Origin of the sequence: Pseudarthrobacter defluvii (assembly GCF_030816725.1) — a bacterium.
GTDB classification, from domain to species: Bacteria; Actinomycetota; Actinomycetes; order Actinomycetales; family Micrococcaceae; genus Arthrobacter; species Arthrobacter defluvii_A.
The window spans coordinates 3948604-3967953 of record NZ_JAUSYG010000001.1 but is presented as its reverse complement, the minus strand read 5'-3'; the positions used below and the strand labels follow the sequence as shown (position 1 = coordinate 3967953).

Here is a 19350-nt window from a genome sequence, read left to right as displayed (position 1 = left end):
ATGCCTGACCGTTACGAACTGGGCATCGACCCCGCGAAACTCGACGCCGTCGACATGCACGTCCACCTCGAAGTGGACAGCTGCGGCCACGGCTCGCTGCCGGAGGAACTGACTGAGGCATCGGCCAAGTACTTCAAGGCCGAGGACCGCACCCCCTCCCTGGACCGCATCGCCGAGGTATACCGCGAACTGAACATGGCCGCCGTCGTCTTCACCGTGGACGCCCGCACCCAGCTCAAGCACGAACCCAACAGCATCCCGGAACTCATCGCCGGCGCCGCCCGGAACAATGACGTCCTGATCCCGTTCGGCAGCGTGGACCCGCGCACCGGTGAGGACGCCATCGCCGGCGCCAAGCACCAGGCCATCGAGCTCGGCGCGCGCGGCTTCAAGTTCCACCCGTCCCTGCAGGGCTTCGACCCCTCCAATGAGCGCTTCTACCCGCTCTGGGAAACCCTCCAGGAACTGGGCCTGCCGGCCATCTTCCACACCGGCCAGAACGGCATGGGCGCGGGTCTGCCCGGCGGGTACGGCATCAAGCTCGCCTACTCCAACCCGTTGCTGCTGGACGCGGTGGCCGCGGATTTCCCGGGCCTGCAGATCATCATGGCCCACCCTTCGGTGCCGTGGCAGGATGAGGCGAACTCGATCGCCACGCACAAGGCGAACGTCTTCATCGATCTCTCCGGCTGGTCGCCCAAGTACTTCCCGGAATCCCTGGTCAAGGCCTCCAACTCCTACCTCCAGGACAAGGTGTTGTTCGGCACCGACTTCCCGCTGATCACCCCGCAAAAGTGGCTCGGCGCCTTCGCGGACCTCCCGCTGAAGGACGAGGTCCGGCCCAAGATCCTCAAGGACAACGCGGTCCGCCTCCTCGGGCTGGGGGTTTGAGATGGGCACGTTGACGACGGCGGAGGCCGCCCTGGCTGCCCGGCTCTACGAGGCAGCGGACTGGTATGACGCCGAGTCCCTCCTCACGCCCGAAGAGCGCCAGGTCCTGTCCCGGCTGCGGTCCTTCCTCGATTCTGAAGCCAGGCCGCTTCTGGCCGAGTACTGGGAACGCGGCGAGTTTCCGGAGCAGCTCGCCCGGCCGCTGATCGACCTGGACCTCATGGAACCAGCCGAACTCACTGGCGCCGCGGGTGCAGAACGCAGCCCGGCCCGCGGCATCTACCAGGGCTTCCGGATCTTCGAGCTTGCCCGCACGGACGCGTCCCTGGCCACCTGGTACACCGCCCAAGCGGGCCTGTTCCGCACCGCCATCCGGGTGGGTGCCTCGCAGGAACAACAGGCCGAATGGATGCGCAAGGTTATCGACTTCTCGATGAAGGGCGTGTTCTCGCTGACCGAACCCGAGTCCGGATCGGACATCGCCGGCGGCCTGTCCACGACGGCCAGGCGGCAGCCCGACGGCAGCTGGATCCTGGACGGTGCCAAGCGCTGGATCGGCGGCGCCGCCACCGCTGACGTCCTGGCCGTGTTCGCCCGGGACACCGCGGACGGGCAGGTCAAGGCCTTCCTCGTGGACCGGACAGCCGACGGCGTCAGCCTGGAGAAAATCCACGGCAAGATCTCGCTGCGGATGATGCAGAACGCCCACATCACCCTCACCGGTGTCAGCGTCCCCGAGGCCATGCGCCTGCACAACGTGAACTCCTTCCGGGATGTGGCGGCAATGCTCCGGGCTATGCGCTCGGACGTGGCCTGGATCGCCACCGGCATCGCCGCCGGCGCCTTCGAGGCCGCCCTCGCCTATGTCAATGAACGCCGGCAGTTCGGCCGCACCCTGGGCTCCTTCCAGCTGGTCCAGGAGAAACTGGCCCGCATGCTGGGCAATGTCACCGCCAGCCTGTCCCTGGTGGTCAGGCTCACCGAACAGCAGGCAAAAGGCATCTACCGCGACCAGGACTCCGCCCTGGCCAAGATGCAAACGTCCCTGTTCATGCGCGACACCGTAGCCCTGGCCCGCGAAGTGGTGGGCGGCAACGGCATCACCCTGGCAACCGACGTGGCGCGTTTCCATGCCGACGCCGAGGCCGTGTACTCCTACGAAGGCACCCACGACATCAACGCCCTCATCATTGGCCGCGCCCTCACCGGCGAAAGCGCCTTCACCCGCTAAACCCCGCGACACCTACACAGCACCGCAACCACACACCAGCCCAGGAGGCAATGATGCCCAATCTCGTCGTCGATTTCGACACCCTGCTCGCCCTGTCCGGCAAGGACCTCGGCACCACCGACTACCGCCAGATCACCCAGGACCAGATCAACCAGTTCGCGGACGCCACGGACGACCAGCAGTGGATCCACACCGACCCCGAACGCGCCAAGGACGGTCCGTTCGGCGCACCCATCGCCCACGGTTTCCTCACCCTGTCCCTGATCATCCCGTTTTGGGGCGAACTGTTCGACGTCGAAGGCGTCACCACCAAGGTCAACTACGGCCTGGACAAGGTCCGCTTCACCTCTCCCGTGAAGGTGGGCTCCAAGGTCCGGATGCAGGCCACCATCGCCGACGTCACGGAAGTCAAGGGCGGCGCCCAGATCAAGGTCAACGCCACCATCGAGATCGAAGGGCAGGAGCGTCCGGCCGTCGTGGCCGAATTCCTCGCCCGCTTCTACAAGTAAGCCGCACCTAGAAGGAACAACAGTTCCAAACCCCAGGCGGCGCGCCCCGGCGCCGCCGCCTCAGGCAACCCCAAAAACCCCACATTCCTCCGTCCTTAGGAACAGCCATGTCCGGACACACCACGCTCGCACCTGCGGGCACGGCCGCCAAGCGCAAGGAAGCGCGCACGGTCATCCTGTCCAGCTATCTGGGCAGCACCATCGAGTTCTACGACTTCCTGCTCTACGCCACGGCCGCAGCAGTGGCCTTCCCCAAGGTCTTCTTCGCCGGCACGGATGAATGGGTGGGCGTCGTCGCCGCCTACGCCACCTTTGCCGCCGGATACGTGGCCAGGCCGCTGGGCGGCATCATCTTCGGCCACTTCGGTGACAAGCTGGGCCGCAAGGGGATGCTGATCATCTCCATGGCCATGATGGGCATCGCCTCCACCCTCATCGGCCTGGTTCCGGGCGCCGGCGTGATCGGTCCGTGGGGCGCCGTCATCCTGGTGCTCCTGCGGGTCTGCCAGGGCATCGCCGTCGGCGGTGAATGGGGCGGGGCCGCGCTCATGGCGCTGGAGCACTCGGACCCCAAGCGGCGCGGCTTCGCGGCATCGTTCGTCAACGCCGGTGCCCCCACCGGCGCAGTGCTGGGCACCCTGGTGATGGGCGCTTTCTCGGCCCTGCCGCAGGATGCCTTCCTGGCCTGGGGTTGGCGCGTGCCGTTCCTGCTGTCCTTCGTGCTCCTGATCGTGGGCATGTTCGTCCGCCTCCGGGTTTCCGAAAGCCCCATCTTCGCCGAGGCAGTGGCCAAGGAAGAGGCACAGGGTGCCAAGCGCAAAATCCCGCTGCTGGACGTACTCCGCCGGCCCAAGGCACTGATCATGATCATGTTCGCCGGGGCCGCCGGGTTCGGCCTGCAGGTGGTGCTGCCAACCTTCTCAGTGACCTACGCCGTGTCCAAGGGCGCACCCCAGCAGGGCGTGCTCTACGCGTTCGCTGGCGCCTCGGCCATCTCCATCGTCTTCGTTCTCCTGGGCGGCCGCCTGTCCGACCGGTTCGGCCGCCGCCCGGTGATGATCGCCGGCCTGGCACTGTTCATCGCCTACCTCTTCCCGATGTTCGGCATGCTCGGCTCGGGCAATGTTGCCATGGTGTTCGTGGCTTTCACGGTGGCGCTGATTTTGCACTCCTCCCTCTACGGGCCGCTGGCAGCGTTCGTGTCCGAACAATTCGGCACCACCTCCCGCTACACCGGTGCCGCCGTGGGCTACCAGCTGGCCACGCTCATCGGCGCCGGCTTCACCCCGGGCATCATCGCCGGCCTCTACAAGGACTCCGGCCAGAACATCCTCCCGGTGGTGGTGTTCCTGTCCGTCATGGCGTTGGTCTCGATTGTCTTCATCGCCCTGACGCGGGAATCTAAGAACAACGACCTCACCACGGTCCGTTAGGAGAACCATGGACAACAACGGAGTTGGCTCCTGGCTGCAGCGCCGCCGCCGGAAGTCGGGCACCAAGACGGCCCTGCTGTCAGCAGCGGGCACGCTGAGCTACGAAGAGCTCGCCGAACGGACCGACCGCCTGTCCAACGCGCTCCGCGAGCGGGGAGTGGCCAAGGGGGACCGGGTGGCCTATCTGGGGGAGAACCATCCCTCCTTCGTGGAGACGTTCTTCGCCTGCGGCCTCCTGGGCGCCATCTTCGTGCCGCTGAACACCCGGCTCGCCCCGCCCGAGCTGCAGTTCCAGCTTCAGGATTCCGGAGCCCGGCTCCTGGTCAACGCCAGAGTCCTGGAGGCCTCCGCCTCCGCCGCAGTGCAAGGCACCGGGGTGACGCACCGCCTGGTCATAGCGGCCGACGACGGGACGGAACCTTCCGCCCCCACGTCACCCGCCGCCGTCGGACGTTCCGCCCCCGGTAGCTGCATCGTGGAACCCTACGGGGAGGCGCTGCAGGCAGCAGCGCCGGACCACCTGGACGTGGCGGTGGGGCACGACGACGCCGCAATGATCCTGTACACGTCGGGGACCACGGGCAAGCCCAAGGGTGCCCTGCTGACCCACGGGAACATCACGTGGAACTGCATCAACACCATCGTGGACATGGACCTGAACCGCAACGACGTGGCGCTGATGATCTCGCCGCTGTTCCATGTCGCATCACTGGACATGGGGCTGCTGCCGATGCTGCTCAAGGGCGCCACCGTGGTGCTGGAGGCCAAATTCGATCCCGCCCGGGTCCTGGACCTGGTCCGGGAGCACAGCGTGACCACCCTCAACGGGGTGCCCACCACGTTCCAGCTGCTCTGCGAAGACCCAGGCTGGTCAACCGCGGACCTCAGCTCCCTGGACAAGCTCACCTGCGGGGGCTCCGCCATTCCGCGCCGGGTCCTGGACGCGTACGAGGACCGCGGCATCGGCTTCACCAGCTGCTACGGCATGACCGAAACGGCTCCCGGCGTCACCATGCTCCCCGTGGACCGGTCCAGGGAGAAAGCCGGTTCGGCGGGCCTGCCGCACTTCTTCACCGACGTCCGGATCGCCGATCCCATGGGTGGCGCGGTGGCTCCGGGCGAGGTGGGGGAAATCCAGATCTCCGGCCCCAACGTCATCAAGGAGTACTGGAACCGGCCGGAGGCGACAGCTGCCAGCTACGCGGACGGGTCCTGGTTCCGCTCGGGCGACATGGGCTACCGGGACCAGGAAGGCTTCCTGTTCGTCTCGGACCGGCTCAAGGACATGATCATCTCCGGCGGTGAAAACATCTACCCGGCGGAGGTGAGCGGTCATCTCCGAGCACGGCGCCGTGGGCAGCGTGGCCGTCATCGGCGTCCCGGATGACAAGTGGGGCGAGGTCCCCCAGGCGATTGTCACGCTGCGCGAGGGCGAATCATTGACCGCGGAGCAGCTGCGGAGCTTCCTTGACGGGCGGCTGGCCCGCTACAAGATCCCCAAGTCGCTGGTGGTGGTGGAGGACATGCCCCGAACTGCCAGCGGGAAAATCCGCAAGATGGAGCTCCGTAAGCAGCTCTGACGGAGGACTTCCCCACGGTCCAGCTTGCGGGGACCTGGGGGTTCTGCCGTTGTTACCGTTCACGGTCATCAATTGGCGGGATCCTATAGGACAGTGCCACCATGATTGGATGCTTGAGGCAACTAAACCCCAGAAGTCCCCGGACGGGACACCCGTCAACCCCGCGCTCGAGGCGGAAAGCAGGATTGCCCGCATCGCCGTGACGGTGTTCCCCATCCTGGTGGTCGTTGCCGGCATCCTCGGGTTCCTGCTTCCCGGAGCCTTCAAACCCATGGCCCCCAGCGTCCCCTACCTGCTGGGCATCATCATGTTCTGCATGGGCCTGACCCTGACCCCGCCGGACTTCGCCGCCGTGGCCAAACGGCCGTGGGCGGTGGCCCTGGGGATCGTTGCCCACTACATCATCATGCCCGGGGCCGGCTGGCTGATCGCGGGGGCCTTGAACCTCCCGCCGGAACTGGCTGTCGGCGTGATCCTGGTGGGCTGCGCACCCTCCGGCACGGCCTCCAACGTCATGGCCTTCCTGGCCAAGGGCGATGTTGCCCTCTCCGTGGCGGTGGCCTCAGTCTCCACCCTGATCGCCCCGATCGTCACCCCGCTGCTGGTCCTGTTCCTGGCCGGTTCGTACCTGCAGATCGACGCCGCCGGCATGGTCCTGGACATCGTCAAGACCGTGCTGCTGCCGGTGGTGGCCGGCCTCCTTGCCCGGCTGTTCCTCAAGAAGCTCGTCGCGAAGGTGCTGCCCGCGCTGCCGTGGGCGTCCGCCGTCGTGATTTCGCTGATCGTGGCCATCGTGGTGGCCGGCAGCGCCAACAAGATCATTGAGGCCGGGGCCATTGTGTTCCTCGCCGTGGTGCTGCACAACGGGTTCGGGCTGGGCCTTGGCTACCTTGCCGGCAAGCTGGGCCGCCTGGACGACAAAGCACGCCGCGCCCTCGCCTTCGAGGTAGGGATGCAGAACTCGGGCCTGGCCGCCACCCTGGCCACCGCCCATTTCACCCCGCTGGCCGCGCTCCCGTCCGCCGTCTTCTCCCTCTGGCACAACATTTCCGGCGCCATCGTGGCCGCGTGGCTGGCCCGGCGGCCCCTGCAGGACAAGCGCTAAACGTACGGCTGCCGGCTGAGAGGGAGCGCCTGCTGAGGGGAAACGGTCTCAGCCGGCGTTCCCTCCGGCCGGGGCGTCCTGGGCGGCGCCGCGGGCCTCCTGCAGGTGTGCCATCAGTGCCTGCAGCTGGTCAGCGGTCCAGGGCAGCGCCTGGCTCAGTTCGGCGCTGTTCTCGCTCCACAAGGTGCGGGCGGCCGCCTTGGTGCCCTCGCTGCTGTGGAAACGGGAGCCCAGCTCGTCCCAGCGGCGCATCAGGTCCCGCGCTTCCGGGCGGGCGGCGGGGACACCGCCGTCCACCTGGCGCAGGCCCTCCTCCACCAGGACCACCCACTCGTTCCGTGATTCCTCCATGGCCTCCTGTCCCAGCTGGGCACGCCGCGCATCGAGCTCCCGGCGCTGGTCCTCAGTGAAGTAGTTCTCAAACATAGGACAAAGTCCTCGCCGGAAGCTGTGCTCGCCGAACCAGTTTCATTCAGTGAAACCAGCAGCGCATCCGGTCCCGTCCATGACCCAAAGTTGAGTGCATGGACGCGGACCGCATGACGTGCCGCGCAGAGACCAGTACGGCAAAGAAACGGCGCGGCACACATGGAGTCAACGACGACGGCACTGCAGATCCTCCGGGGGGTCGAGTTCGCCAGGGTACAGAACGCGGAGCCACTGCTGCTGGACCTCTACCTTCCCGCGGAGGACGCCGAAGGTCCGGAGCAGGGGAGCAGGCCTGCCGTCATCCACTTCCATGGAGGCGGCTGGCGAACGGGGGAGAGGTCGTCCCTGGGACCCGTGGTGGACGGCTTCGGCCTCACCCCCATCGAGCGGCTTGTTCATGCCGGCTTTGTGGTGGCCTCCGCCGACTACCGGCTCACGGGCGTGGCCACCTTCCCGGCCCAACTGCTGGACGCCAAGGCAGCAGTCCGCTGGCTCCGGACCCACGCTGCCGACTACGGCGTGGACCCGCAGCGGATTTTCGCGTGGGGAGACTCAGCCGGCGGACACCTCGCCTCCCTCCTGGGCCTGACGGCTGGAGCAGCGGATTTTGCAGGCCCAGTCGGCGGTCAGGGCAGTGAGGTCGACGACCAGGTTGCCGGCGTCGTGGCCTGGTACCCGCCCACGGACCTGCTCCGCATGGGCGAACAGGCCCGGCCGGACGCCGTGGTGCGCGCAGATGATCCCGGTTCCCGCGAATCCCTGCTGATCGGCGCGCAGCCGGCGGACGCACCGGACAAGGCCAGGGCCGCGAGCCCCCTCACCTACGTACACGCGGACGCGCCGCCCTTCCTCCTCATCCACGGAACAGCGGACCGCTTCGTCCCCGTGGCCCAGTCCACCGGCCTCGCCGAAGCGCTGGAAGGCGCCGGAGCCGCCGTCGAACTTCTCCTGCTGGAGGACGCGGACCACATGTGGGCCACACCTGACGGCAGCAGCGCCGCCGCGGAGCAGGCAACCGCTGCCACCATCGACTTCTTCCGCCGCCAAGCGGATCAGCACTGATTTTCCACCACTTGTCCGGGACAACAGGCGCCCGGGAACAGACCTGAAAGGCCTTCCATGCAGTTCATCGGCATCACCCACAACGGCGAACCCTGGGCCGCGGCGCTCGCCGGCTCCCGCGTCCTCCCGCTCGCCTCCGTCACCGAATTCTGGGCTGACGCCGAAGGCTGGCAGGATAAGGCCGCAACGCTGGTTGCCGGCGCAGCGGAGCAGGAAGCGTTCGACGCCGGTGCCTGGCTGGAGCGGGGCAGCGTCACCGAGGTGCCGCTCGTCCCGGCTTCGGCGCGCGTCATTTGCGTGGGGCTGAACTACAAGGCGCACGTTGCCGAGGGCAGCTTCAAGGACCAGGAACTGCCGCCATACCCCACCCTGTTTGCCCGCTGGACGGCGTCGCTGTCCGTGGGCAACGTTCCCGTCCCGGTTCCGGAAGGCGAGGCCGGCCTGGACTGGGAAGGCGAGGTGGCCGCCTACATCGGCAGGCGGGTCGAATCGGTTGATGAGGACGGCGCTGCTGACACCATTTTTGGCTACTCCACCTTCAACGACCTCACCTCGCGGAAGGCCCAGAAACTCACCTCGCAGTGGACCCTGGGCAAGAACGGCGATTTCAGCGGCCCGCTGGGTCCTCTGGTCAGCCGCGATGAGGTGGGCGACCTCCGGGACGGGCTGCAGGTCCGCACTCGCGTGAACGGCATTGAAGCCCAGAACGGCAACACCCGCGACATGATTTTCTCCGTCCCGGCCATCATCGCGCTCATCAGCCAGACCTTTACGCTGCACCCGGGCGACGTCATCGCCACGGGCACCCCGGAAGGCGTGGGGTACGCCCGCACCCCGCAGTGGCTGCTGCAGCCCGGCGACACCGTTGAGGTGGAGATCGAGAAGCTCGGCATCCTGACTACACCCGTAGGTGATATTTCGCTCCGGAGCCGTGCCTGATGACCACGTTCCCTTCCACCACCGCCGCGGACATTCCTGAAAAGGCGCGGGTCCTGATTGCCGGGGGCGGCCCCAGCGGACTGTTCCTGGCCCTGGACCTGGCGTCCCGCGGCGTCCCCAGCACCGTCATCGAACCCCGGACCACCGTTGACCCCACCCGGCCGCGCGCGAAGACCACCAATGCCCGCACCATGACGCACCTGCGCCGCCTGGGCCTTGCCGACGCACTGCGTAAAGCCGCACCGCTCCCGGTCGGCTACGCGCAGGACGTCATCTTCTGCACGGGCCTCACCGGGCCGGCGGCGCACGAACTGCGCCGGTTCCGCAACGCCTTCCAGCTGGTACCGGGCCGCTACGGTCCGCAACCCGAGTGCGGCCAGCAGGTCCCCCAGCCCGTCCTCGAGGAGGTGCTCCGGGACGCTGTCGCGGCCAATCCGCTGGTGACCTTCGTGACCGGCTGGACCGCCACTGAGGTCGGTTGCACTGAAGGTGAGGCAGCCGCGGCGCCGTACGCCGTCGTCGTCGTTGATTCCTTCGGGGCCTCCCGCACCATCGCCGCGGAGTACGTCATCGGGGCCGACGGCGGGTCCTCCGCCGTGCGCCGCAGCCTGGGCCTGCGACTGGAGGGCGGGTCCGCGGCGCTGTCCAACATCAGCATCCTGTTCCGTTCGGAGTCTTTGGCGTCGGCTATCTCTTTGGACCCAGCGGTGCAGTACTGGGTGGTGGGTTCGGAGACGTCCGGCATGGTGGGGCCGATGGACCTTGACGGCACGTGGTGGGCGATCATCCAGGGCGTTGACCCCGCCGCCACTGTCACCCCTGACGATGCTGGTTTGATGGTCCGCTCGCTGATCGGCGCTACGGATGACCACGACGGTATTGACGTCAGCGTTGTGGCCACCGACCCCTGGACCGCGCGCATGCTGCTCGCCCCGGAATACAGCCGCGGCAACGTCTTCCTGGTGGGCGACGCCGCCCACCTCAACCCGCCGTGGGGCGGCCATGGCTTCAACACCTGCATCGGCGACGCCGCCAACCTGGCCTGGAAGCTCGCCGCCACCATCAACGGCTGGGCCGGGCCGGGACTCCTTGCGAGCTACGGGGCGGAACGCCGGCCGGTGGCAGCCCGCACCATCCGCGACGCCGCAGCGAACGGCAAGGCGCTTGCCTACCACTTCGCAGATCCGGACCTGGTGGCGGCCGGCCCTGCCGGGGAAGCCGCCCGGCAGACGGCACATGCGGCCCTGGCGGTGAAGCAGAGCGAGTTCGATTCCCTGGGCCTGGTGCTCGGCTACGCCTACGAAGGCTCGCCCGTGGTGGTGCCGGACGGGTTGCCGGTGCCGGACGAGGACCCCATCCTTTACGTTCCGTCCGCTGCCCCGGGTGCCCTGCTGCCGCACGCCTGGCTGGCAGACTCCTTCTCCCTGTACAGCGCCCTGGGGGCCGGCTTCAGCCTGCTGGTCGACGCCGGGTCGCTGGCAGGGGTGCCGGCCGGCGAGGCGTTCGCCCCGGTCCTCGCGGCAGCTGCCCGGCAGGGCATTCCGGTGACCGTCACCGCCGTCGGGCCAACCGAGGACGGGACACCCCTTTCGCAGCTATGGGGCGCCGGCGCCGTGCTGGTCCGCCCGGACCAGCACGTGGCCTGGCGGGGTGACTCGGCGACGGAGGCGGCAGCGGCCCTGTCCGTGGCTGTTGGTTGGGCGTCTGGCTTCCACACCGAAATTCCTGAAGAAACCGCACCTTCCATCGAGACCAGGAGCACCCGTGTCGACGCCGTCCTTCCGTGATTTCCTGTACGCCCCCGGCCACCCACGCGTGGCGGACATCCGGGGGCTCGATGCCCGGGAGTATGCCGAAGCAGCCAAGACTGACGCCTTTGCGGGGCCAATGATCGAGGGCTGGCGGAAGCTGTATCCGCAGCCGTTCACCGGCATCACGAACGACGGCGTCCGCCGGGAGGGCCTGTACAAGCTCGCACCGGCGCGGCCCGGGGAGGAAGCGCCCACGGCGGCGATGGCCGCCGCGGCCCGCAAGCTCCTGGGTGCTGTGGATGGCGGCCAGGCAAGGAAGCTTCGCTACCGCGTGGACGCACCGGAGTGGCAAAGCTGGGCCAACCCCGAGTTTCTGCAGCACGACACAGGCCTCCGCCTGGATGAACTGGAGCCGCCCGTCCGGGATGCAGTTCTGGGCGTGGTGGAGGCGTCGCTGAGCGCCGCCGGTTTTGAGCTGGTGCGGAACCTGATGCGGATCAACGGCTTCCTGGGCGACCTGGTGGAGCTGCCCGCTGCTCATGAACGAATTCAGCTATAACTTCGCGCTTTACGGCGACCCGTCCGAGACCGATCCGTGGGGGTGGCAGCTCTTTGGCCACCACGCGGCACTGAACTGCCTGGTGGCGGGCACGCAGCTGGTGATCTCACCGGTGTTCATGGGCGCCGAACCGGACATGATCGACGCCGGCCCGCACCGGGGCGTGAAGGTGTTCAAGGAGCGCATCGCCCTGGCGCGGCAGTTGATGGCGGCGCTGCCTGTTGACTTGGGGGCACGCGCTGTCGTGTTCGCGTCAATGGTGGATCCGGCGATGCCGGAAGGCCGGCTCCATCCCGGCGATGAGCGCCACTTGGGCGGCTGCTTCCAGGACAACAGGGTGATCCCGTACGAGGGCATCCGGGTGGCCGACTTGCCCGCCGGTGCCCGGGATCTGCTGGACGCGGTGGTGGACGACTTCATTGCCTACCTGCCCGACGGGCCACGTGCCGCCCGCCGCCGGGAAATCCAGGAGCACTATGAGGAAACCTTCATCAGCTGGATTGGTGGCTGGGAAGGGGAGGAAGCGTTCTATTTCCGGCTGCAGAGCCCCGTGGTCATCCTGGAACTGGACCACCACACCGGAGTGTTCCTCAGCAACGACCAGCCGGCCCCGTTCCACATGCACACCGTGGTCCGCACCCCCAATGGCAACGACTACGGCCGCGAACTCGTCAAGCAAGCCACCCCCTGACCCACCACCATCCATCCACCCACCATCGATTGCTGAGAAAACGCCGTTTTGGGGCGTCAGAACGACATTTACTCAGCACTCGATGGTCCTTGAACCACGGAAGGCCCGGATTTCCTTTCGGAAGTCCGGGCCTTCGTTGCGTGGGTGCCGGCTACGGGATGTCCAGCGCGGCGCGGCGCTGCGGCGGCGGGCCCACCACCGTGAGGTCCATCTCCGCCTGGGCGCGGCCGAAGCCTTCCATGTCCATGTAGGGCTCGCCGCCCTCGGTGTACATGTAGTCCTCCGTGGGTTCGTTGAAGTACTCGAAGAACCCGTTGAACACGGACGGGGTCAGGAACCCCACCATCTGGGTGTTGTGCGCATCCAGCGCGAAGGAGTGGATGGTCCCGGCGGGGGCGTGCACAAAGTCACCCTTGGTCAGGAGCATCTCGCGGCCATTGGCGTACAGCCACATCCGGCCCTCGGTGCACAAGAAGTTCTCCGTGTGCTCCGAATGGAAGTGCAGCGGGATGTAGGGGGTCTTGGCGCCCTTGGTGTGCACGGCGAAGTAGTTGGAGCCGGTGTTGGCGGGCCGGGACAGGTAGGTGAACATGGTCTGGTAGCTGACCATGCGCTCACCCTCGCCGGCACTCAGGAAGTACGGGCTTTGTGAAGGCGGCAGGCCGGCGTCGTGCTTGAATGAAGGCGCCACGCGCTCAAGGTCAGGGAAGGTGATGCCGAACTCGGCACCCACCTCGGCCTGCTCCCGCAGGCTGGCCACGTGCCCGGGGCGGACGGGCGGGACGTGCGAATCGATGGGCGTGCCCACCCGCTCGTAGTACTTTTCGCCGCCGCCGGGCGTCATCCAGTTCAGGAAGCGGGTGTAGTGGCTGGCCATGCGGTAGGCGTGCGGGGTGTTCGGCGGGATGACCACCGAGTCGCCCGGCGTGAGGATCCTGCTCTCGCCGGGAAGCCAGACGTGCAGGATCCCGTCGAAGACGTAGAGCGTCTTGTGCTCGATGCTGTGGCTGACAAAGGGGGATTCGGCCCCCATGCCGCCGGAAATATAGGCAGCGCTGAAGATGCCGCCCGTATCGGCGGCGCGGGCGATGACCGTGACTAACTGGCCGTTGATTTCGTAGCGTGCGCCTTCGCCCGACGCCATGTAATACGGGACTGCCTCTCCGGGCAGCGCGTTGGCCACCGGGAGCTGCTTGTTCATTTCCTCAACGCTGAGGGACATGGTTTCCTTCTTTCCAGTCGGCCGGCCCTTGCCGGAGCGTGACCTACATCATGGCCGTCCATTGCTCCGGCCACGAGCCCTGATTTCAATGGTTGAAACCGAACCTGGCCGGCCGTCGTCCCCCTGCTAGCCCTCACATTCCTTGCAGTACTTCTTGCCGTCCTTCTCACGCGCCAACTGGCTGCGGTGGTGGACCAGGAAGCAGGACATACAAGTGAATTCGTCTGCCTGCACCGGAACCACCTGGATGAGGAGTTCCTCGTTGGAGAGGTCCGCGCCGGGCAGTTCAAAGCTGTCCGCGAGGTCCGTCTCGTCCATGTCGGGAGCAGCCTCCCGGCGTCCGGACTTGTCGGACTTCAGCTCCTCCAGTGCGACGTTCGGCTCTTCCTCGGGAGCCACCCGCGGAGCGTCGTAGTCAACTGACATGTGGTGTGTTCTCCTGTCCAGCTGATGATGTCCAGATTGTTCTGAACAGATCGACAACGCAGGGCGGGGGCAACTAATTCCCGTGCCCGGTCGGTTTGCTGTCCCTCAAAGCGAGCGCGGCCTGGACCATTGCGGCATGGGTGAGGGCCTGGGGGTAGTTGCCGAGAAACGCACCGGTGGCCGGGTCCAGCTCCTCGCTGAAAAGCCCCAGCGGAGACGCGAGGTCCAGCAGCGAGCGGAATGTTTCCTCTGCTTTTGTGCCCCTGCCGTCAGGGCCAGCGCCTGTACCAACCAGAACGAGCACGGCAGGAAGGCACCTTCGCCGCCCTCCAGTCCGTCCTGCCCGGGCGGATACCTGTACAGGAGGGGCCCGCCCGCGCCCAGGTCGGTCCGGACCGCATCAACGGTCCGGCGGACAATCCCTGCCGCAGGGTCTTCCAGCCCAATCAGCGGAAGGACCAACAGGGCCGCGTCCAGGTCCGCCGACCCGTAGGTCCGGGTGTAGATTCCCCGCACAGGGTCGATGCCTCTGCTCCGGATTTCCGCCCTGAGGCGCTCAAGAGAGGACTCCCAACGGCGGCGCTGCCTGTGGCCCAGATGGTGGGTGGAGCCGATCCGGAGCGCCCTGTCCAGGGCCAGCCACGCCATGAGTTTGGAGTGGACGTGGTGGGCAGCGTCATCGCGGATCTCCCAGATCCCCGCGTCCGGTGCCGGCCAGGAGTCGGCCACCATGTCCGCAAACCCCCGCATGGCCCGCCACGTCTCCGAATACAGCCGGTGGCCGCCCTGCACCAGCACCCAGGCTGCGTCCAGCACCCAGCCGTAACCGTCGAGCTGATGCTGCCCTGCCGCACCGTTGCCGGTCCGCACCGGCGTGCTCCCCGAGTAGCCGGGCCAGCCCTGCAGCTCGCGCTCGCGGGGGACCGCCCGGCCGGACAGCGTGAGCAGCGCCGGAAGCCGGGGCCGCTGCAGCCGGCTCGCGTGCAGCAGCCAGCCAAAAAAGTTCAAGGCCACATCTGTCTTGCCCGCGTGCAGGAAGGCTGCCACACCGATACTGGCGTCCCGCGGCCAGGCGAACCGGTAGTCCCAGTTCCGGATCCCGCCCGGATTCTCCGGCAGCGACGTGGTGGGCGCGGCTACCGGTGCGCCCGACGGTGAGTAGGTAAGCAGCCGCAGGGTAAGCAGGCTCCGCAGGACCTGTTCACGGAACGGGATGCTGCTGTCCACCTCCTCTGACCAGGCTTCCCACTTTTGCTCGTCACCCAGGACCAGGTTCCAGGCCGCCTCGGGATCCACGTGGATCAGGGGCTCGCCGTAGGCAACGGCCAGGACCAGGGTCACCGGGTGCCCGGGTTTCACCACCAGCGTCTGTTCCTCGCCGTCGGGGAGCGGGCAGCCCTCGCTGGAGCCCAACGACACGGCTAGCGGACCCCATTCGCACACCAGGTCCCGTGCCCGCCTGCTGATCCGCGGCACCCGGTGGGTTTCACCCAGGCGGGGAGTAAAACGCACGACGGCGGCTACCGGGGCTGAGTGCGCGGTGAGCCGCCGCACCAGGAGCGTGGTGGGCAGCAGGGCACCCGATACTTCGGCCACCATCGCTTCGGTCAATGTCAGCAGGCCGCCGTCGGAGGACCAGGTTGTTTCCAGCGTTGCTGTGTGCCCGCGGTAACGGCGGCTCAGCAGTTGTGCGGCTCCGGCCGGCCCGGCAAGGAACTGCCCTGCCTCCCTTCCGCCCAGCAGGGCGCCGAACACAGGCTCGCCGTCGAACGCCGGAGCGCACATCCAGTCCAGCGACCCCTGTGAGGACACCAGCGCGGCCGTGCGGGTATCACCGATCATGCTGTAGTCGGCGATGGGGGAGGGTTGCCAGGGTGAGGCCGGGGAGGGCCCGACGGCGGGCTGCGGGTTTGCCGTATGTGCTGCGGTTGCCGCCGGCGGGCGCTTCCGCTCGAATGCAATGCTCATAGCGCCCTCAGCAAAAGTCCCAGGACAGCGCCGTACGCGACGTGCGCCACGATGGCCACGGCGGGCGTCTGAATCCCGTAGTTCAACCCGAGCAGCCCCGGCGGCTCAAGCACGGCCGTTGTGGCCAGGCCGGCGCGGGTGGAGGCCATCCTGGGGTGCAGGCCGGGCAGCAGCGGAAGGATGACCGTCAGCGCTACCGCCACGTGCAGCAGGCCCAGCAGTGCGCCGGTCCACCACGTCGCCCTGCCCAGAAGGGCGAACACCGCGGCGTATCCGAGGGCGAAGACCTGCCCCACGCCAAGGTGGATGAAGAAGCCGGCAACGCGGGCGCGGTCCGGATCGGGAGTCACCAGAGTGCCCAGCACCAGCGGCAGGTCCAGCCGCGTCAGCCCGGCCATCTGGGCCGCAATCATGATGATGGTCAGCACCGTGGTGGCCAGGAGCCCGAAAAGTCCCCATCCCTGCCAGTCCATCTCACGCCGCCCAACCTGTGGGCAGCAAGGCCAGGGTTATGTTCAAGGGGTAGTTGGAATACAGCATCGGAGCCTCGTTCTAAAAAAGTATATCTTGAATTTAGAAGCGAAAGGCGCGCGATGTCAAGAGTGCCGGCTGCTTGCCTCGGCTGGCTTGGTCACGACGGGCGTGGCCAGCTGCGGAGACGGCAGCCGCACATCCTGCGCCTCCGGATTCCGCTCTTGGCGGTTCCCTCCTCGCACCTTCCGTTCCGCGTCGGCAAGGATGGTTACGCCGCAATGCAGAACGTCCCAGCCTCGGAGTGATTGGTCCCTAAACTCTTGGGGATACGAGGCACTTGCCGAGGCGGCCCATCGGCGAAGCCCGTCCAGGGGGTCCGTTCTGATGAGGCCGGTAAGACTGAACAACGACGTAAGGGAAGCAGTCACGACATGACAGGGCTTTTTGATCTCACGGGCCGTGTTGCCCTGGTCATCGGCTCCGGCCCCATCGGGGCCCTCGCCGTCGCCGTCCTCAAGCGGGCAGGGGCCGCCAGGATCACCGCCGTCGACCTCCACCCCAAGCCGCTGGAAATCGCCAAGGCAGTCGGCGCTGACCAAGTCATCAACGCCGCCGACACTGAAGCCATCGCCGCCGTGGAGGCCGACGTGGTGATCAAATCCTCCGGCAGCCACCATGGTCTGGCCTCCGCCGTCCAGGGCGCCGGTGCGCGGCGGCACCATGGTGATGGTGGGGCTGCTGCCCATCGGCAAGCAACCGGTGCCCATCTCCCTGGCCATCACCCGCGAACTGGACCTCAAAGGCTCCTTCCGCTTCAACGACGAAATCGATCAGGTGATCACCGCCCTCGCCGATGGCTCCCTGCACATCGAGCCCGTCATCACCCACCAGTTCCCGCTGGCGGATGCCCTGCACGCCTTCGAAGTGGCCAAGGATTCCACCAGCTCCGGCAAGGTGCTCCTCAGCTTCGGCGAGGGGGCTGAAGGAACCGGAGCCGAACGAACCGCACGCTGGGAGGGACGTCTCCGAGCCGCTGGAGATCCTCGTGGAACCACAGGCCCGGCAGGTTGAGCAGCCGGGAACTTTTCCCGTCCCGTATTGGTAGGTAGACTGGTCTACCTACTACTACTTGGGGAGTGGCGATGTCCGCTGCAGGCGTTCCAGCAAGCGTTCCAATTGGTGTTTCCACGCCAGCCCGACGCCCTGCCCGCCAGCTGCTGCTTGAGGCGGCCGCGCGCCTTTTCTACGCCAACGGTGTCGCCGCCACCGGAATTGACACCATCACTGCTGAGGCGGGCGTGGCCAAGAAGAGCCTCTACAACAACTTCAGTTCCAAGGCCGAGCTGGTGGCTGCCTACCTGGAGGCCCGGCACGAGGAATGGCTTGGGCTCTACCGCAGGCGGTTGGAAAAGGCGGCTACCCCGCGCGAACGGGTTCTCGCAGTTTTCGACGCCTATCTGGACCATGCCAACTTTGCCTACCAGCACGGGTTCCGGGGCTGCGGGCTGCTGAACGCCGCCGCTGAGCTGCCAGCCGGCGATCCCGGAAGGGAGGCAGTGCGCCGCCACAAGGAAGAGGTGCAGCAACTTCTTGCCACCCACGTGGCCGCACTGCTGCCGCGGCAGGAGCAAAGGGCGCCACGAATTGCCGCGCACCTGTCGTTCCTGCTCGAAGGTGCCATGGCCAGGGCCGGCCTGGAGGGGAACGATGCCCCGCTGCAGGAGGCAAGGCTCATCGCCGGGCAACTGCTGGACGCCCTGTGAGCGGCGCGCAACACCACCCGGGCGCACAACACAACCCGAAGGCCCAATTCTGGGGTGCCCTTGCCGTGGTGGCGGCATCGATCCTTTGGGGAACCACCGGTACGGCTGCCACGTTCGCCCCTGCCGTGAGCCCGCTGGCCATCGGTGCGGTCGCAATGGGGCTGGGCGGCCTGCTGCAGGCCCTCTACGCAACCCGGCACATCGCGGTCCAGTCAGGCGCGCTGCTCCAACGGTGGCGGCTGGTGTCACTTGGCGCCGCGGCGGTAGCCGTCTACCCTTTGGCCTTCTACAGCTCGATGCATTTGTCCGGCGTGGCCGTGGGAACGGTTGTCTCCATCGGCTCGGCCCCGGTAGCGGCGGCCCTGATCGAACGCTTCGCTGACCGGAAGCCCTTGAGCCGGCAATGGATCCTTGGCGCACTGCTGGGTGTGGGCGGGGCGGCACTGTTGTCCCTTGCCGGCCACGCCCCGGCAGGAGCCGAGTCCGCAGGAACAGCCTCCACAGGAAGCATGGCGGCGGCTTCCGGGCCGGGCGCGGATCAATGGATGTCGACGGCGGGGATCCTCCTTGGGCTGCTGGCCGGCACCACCTATGCCCTGTATTCCTGGGCGGCGCACCGGCTGACCAGCAACGGACTCACCACCAGGGCCGCCATGGGTGCGGTGTTCGGGCTGGGCGGACTCCTCCTGATGCCGGTCCTTGCTGTGACCGGCGGCCCGCTGCTGGAATCCTGGGGCAACGCAGGCGTTGGGGCGTACATGGCAGCGGTCCCGATGTTCGCCGGGTATCTCCTGTTCGGCTGGGGCCTGGCCCGGGTCGGGGCGAGCACGGCAACGAGCATTTCCCTGCTGGAAACCGTGGTGGCTGCAGTCCTGGCGGTGCTCGTAGTGGGCGAGCGGCTCCCGGCACTTGGCTGGCTTGGCGCCGCCGTCGTCCTGGCCAGCCTGTTCATCCTCACGCCGCGGCCGAAAAGGCCCCGGCAGCGCCCGGAATCGAGGCTCCGCGCGACGTCGCAGCCCTTACCCGGTGGGCTGCCTCCCGGCGCTCCGGGCCAACACAGTGGAGCCCAGCAGCAGGCAGGCGCCCAGCCCCAGCAGCAGAACCCCTAGCACCACCGCGCCCGGCGCCGGAAGCCCCACGCCAGCAACAATGAGCACCACGCCGATCAGCGCCACTGCCATCCCCGGGAGCAGGCCTGCCGGGAAACGCCGGGCCGGATAACCGGACAGCAGCTCCATGGCCAGGTGGGGATCGTCCGCGATCAGTCCGAGTTCCAGCTCTTTGAGCAGGCGTCGTTCCTCATTGGACATTGGCATG

General features: G+C 67.4%; 18 protein-coding genes and 3 pseudogenes. 14 read left to right on the top strand and 7 right to left on the bottom strand.

The features are described 5' to 3' along the window. The 6 genes and pseudogenes from QF031_RS18480 to QF031_RS18455 all read left to right on the top strand — a co-directional run bounded on the left by QF031_RS18480 (window position 1) and on the right by QF031_RS18455 (window position 6749). Window positions 1-891, top strand: coding sequence for an amidohydrolase family protein (locus QF031_RS18480; RefSeq protein WP_307431570.1), 891 nt, complete (start codon window positions 1-3; stop codon window positions 889-891). 1 nt (window position 892) lies between these two features. After that, entirely contained in the window at window positions 893-2122 is a 1230-nt protein-coding gene (locus QF031_RS18475; protein WP_307431567.1) for an acyl-CoA dehydrogenase family protein, read from the top strand. A 53-nt stretch (window positions 2123-2175) separates the two neighbouring features. After that, window positions 2176-2631 (top strand): MaoC family dehydratase, encoded by a 456-nt coding sequence (locus QF031_RS18470; RefSeq protein WP_307431564.1) that lies wholly within the window; start codon window positions 2176-2178, stop codon window positions 2629-2631. 107 nt (window positions 2632-2738) lie between these two features. Next, window positions 2739-4064: an MFS transporter gene (locus tag QF031_RS18465; protein ID WP_307431559.1), complete on the top strand. Its 1326-nt coding sequence runs from the start codon at window positions 2739-2741 to the stop codon at window positions 4062-4064. Window positions 4065-4071: 7 nt separating this feature from the next. Then, window positions 4072-5644 (top strand): annotated as a pseudogene (locus tag QF031_RS18460) (acyl-CoA synthetase). A 109-nt stretch (window positions 5645-5753) separates the two neighbouring features. Further along, on the top strand, window positions 5754-6749 hold the full coding sequence (locus QF031_RS18455; protein WP_307431556.1) for a bile acid:sodium symporter family protein: 996 nt from the start codon (window positions 5754-5756) through the stop codon (window positions 6747-6749). A gap of 48 nt (window positions 6750-6797) precedes the next feature. On the opposite strand, the gene QF031_RS18450 is transcribed toward QF031_RS18455, so the two are convergent. Beyond that, window positions 6798-7175, bottom strand: coding sequence for a TipAS antibiotic-recognition domain-containing protein (locus tag QF031_RS18450; protein ID WP_307431555.1), 378 nt, complete (start codon window positions 7173-7175; stop codon window positions 6798-6800). A gap of 162 nt (window positions 7176-7337) precedes the next feature. On the opposite strand from QF031_RS18450, the gene QF031_RS18445 reads away from it, so the two are divergent. From QF031_RS18445 to QF031_RS18425, 5 genes are read left to right on the top strand one after another with little or no spacing between them, the layout of a single operon-like run. After that, a complete protein-coding gene (locus QF031_RS18445) occupies window positions 7338-8240 on the top strand; it encodes an alpha/beta hydrolase (protein ID WP_307431552.1) in 903 nt (300 codons plus the stop codon). 57 nt (window positions 8241-8297) lie between these two features. Next, on the top strand, window positions 8298-9179 hold the full coding sequence (locus QF031_RS18440) for a fumarylacetoacetate hydrolase family protein (protein ID WP_307431549.1): 882 nt from the start codon (window positions 8298-8300) through the stop codon (window positions 9177-9179). After that, on the top strand, window positions 9179-10966 hold the full coding sequence (locus tag QF031_RS18435; protein WP_307431545.1) for an FAD-dependent monooxygenase: 1788 nt from the start codon (window positions 9179-9181) through the stop codon (window positions 10964-10966). Before QF031_RS18440 ends, QF031_RS18435 begins: the two co-directional genes overlap by 1 nt. Beyond that, the gene (locus tag QF031_RS18430; RefSeq protein WP_307431542.1) at window positions 10944-11489 is read left to right on the top strand and encodes a DUF3500 domain-containing protein; all 546 of its coding nucleotides are present in this window, start codon (window positions 10944-10946) and stop codon (window positions 11487-11489) included. Before QF031_RS18435 ends, QF031_RS18430 begins: the two co-directional genes overlap by 23 nt. Further along, a complete protein-coding gene (locus tag QF031_RS18425; RefSeq protein ID WP_307431539.1) occupies window positions 11470-12180 on the top strand; it encodes a DUF3500 domain-containing protein in 711 nt (236 codons plus the stop codon). Before QF031_RS18430 ends, QF031_RS18425 begins: the two co-directional genes overlap by 20 nt. Window positions 12181-12331: 151 nt before the next feature. Here QF031_RS18425 and QF031_RS18420 read toward each other — a convergent pair whose 3' ends face one another. The 5 genes and pseudogenes from QF031_RS18420 to QF031_RS18405 all read right to left on the bottom strand — a co-directional run bounded on the left by QF031_RS18420 (window position 12332) and on the right by QF031_RS18405 (window position 16269). Further along, window positions 12332-13402: a quercetin 2,3-dioxygenase gene (locus QF031_RS18420; protein WP_307431536.1), complete on the bottom strand. Its 1071-nt coding sequence runs from the start codon at window positions 13400-13402 to the stop codon at window positions 12332-12334. A gap of 126 nt (window positions 13403-13528) precedes the next feature. Continuing rightward, window positions 13529-13828, bottom strand: coding sequence for a DUF4193 domain-containing protein (locus tag QF031_RS18415; RefSeq protein ID WP_141158469.1), 300 nt, complete (start codon window positions 13826-13828; stop codon window positions 13529-13531). Between the two features lie 73 nt (window positions 13829-13901). Then, complete coding sequence (locus QF031_RS21500) at window positions 13902-14132, bottom strand: glycoside hydrolase family 15 protein (protein ID WP_370874536.1); 231 nt, start codon at window positions 14130-14132, stop codon at window positions 13902-13904. A gap of 8 nt (window positions 14133-14140) precedes the next feature. Continuing rightward, window positions 14141-15670, bottom strand: a pseudogene (locus QF031_RS18410) (glycoside hydrolase family 15 protein); the annotation flags it as partial. A 122-nt stretch (window positions 15671-15792) separates the two neighbouring features. Then, window positions 15793-16269, bottom strand: a complete 477-nt coding sequence (locus QF031_RS18405; RefSeq protein WP_307431530.1) for a hypothetical protein — start codon at window positions 16267-16269, stop codon at window positions 15793-15795. A 456-nt stretch (window positions 16270-16725) separates the two neighbouring features. Here QF031_RS18405 and QF031_RS18400 point away from each other — a divergent pair. The 3 genes and pseudogenes from QF031_RS18400 to QF031_RS18390 form a co-directional block, all read left to right on the top strand. After that, a pseudogene (locus QF031_RS18400) lies at window positions 16726-17239 on the top strand (zinc-binding dehydrogenase); the annotation flags it as partial. A gap of 173 nt (window positions 17240-17412) precedes the next feature. Beyond that, window positions 17413-18033 (top strand): TetR/AcrR family transcriptional regulator, encoded by a 621-nt coding sequence (locus QF031_RS18395; protein WP_307431527.1) that lies wholly within the window; start codon window positions 17413-17415, stop codon window positions 18031-18033. Next, window positions 18030-19142, top strand: a complete 1113-nt coding sequence (locus tag QF031_RS18390) for a DMT family transporter (protein ID WP_307431524.1) — start codon at window positions 18030-18032, stop codon at window positions 19140-19142. The genes QF031_RS18395 and QF031_RS18390 overlap by 4 nt, the downstream gene beginning before the upstream one ends. Here the strand turns inward: QF031_RS18390 and QF031_RS18385 are convergent. Continuing rightward, window positions 19053-19349, bottom strand: a complete 297-nt coding sequence (locus tag QF031_RS18385; protein ID WP_307431521.1) for a DUF3040 domain-containing protein — start codon at window positions 19347-19349, stop codon at window positions 19053-19055. The two genes, QF031_RS18390 and QF031_RS18385, sit on opposite strands and share 90 nt — an antisense overlap. Between the last annotated feature and the right edge of the window lies 1 nt (window position 19350).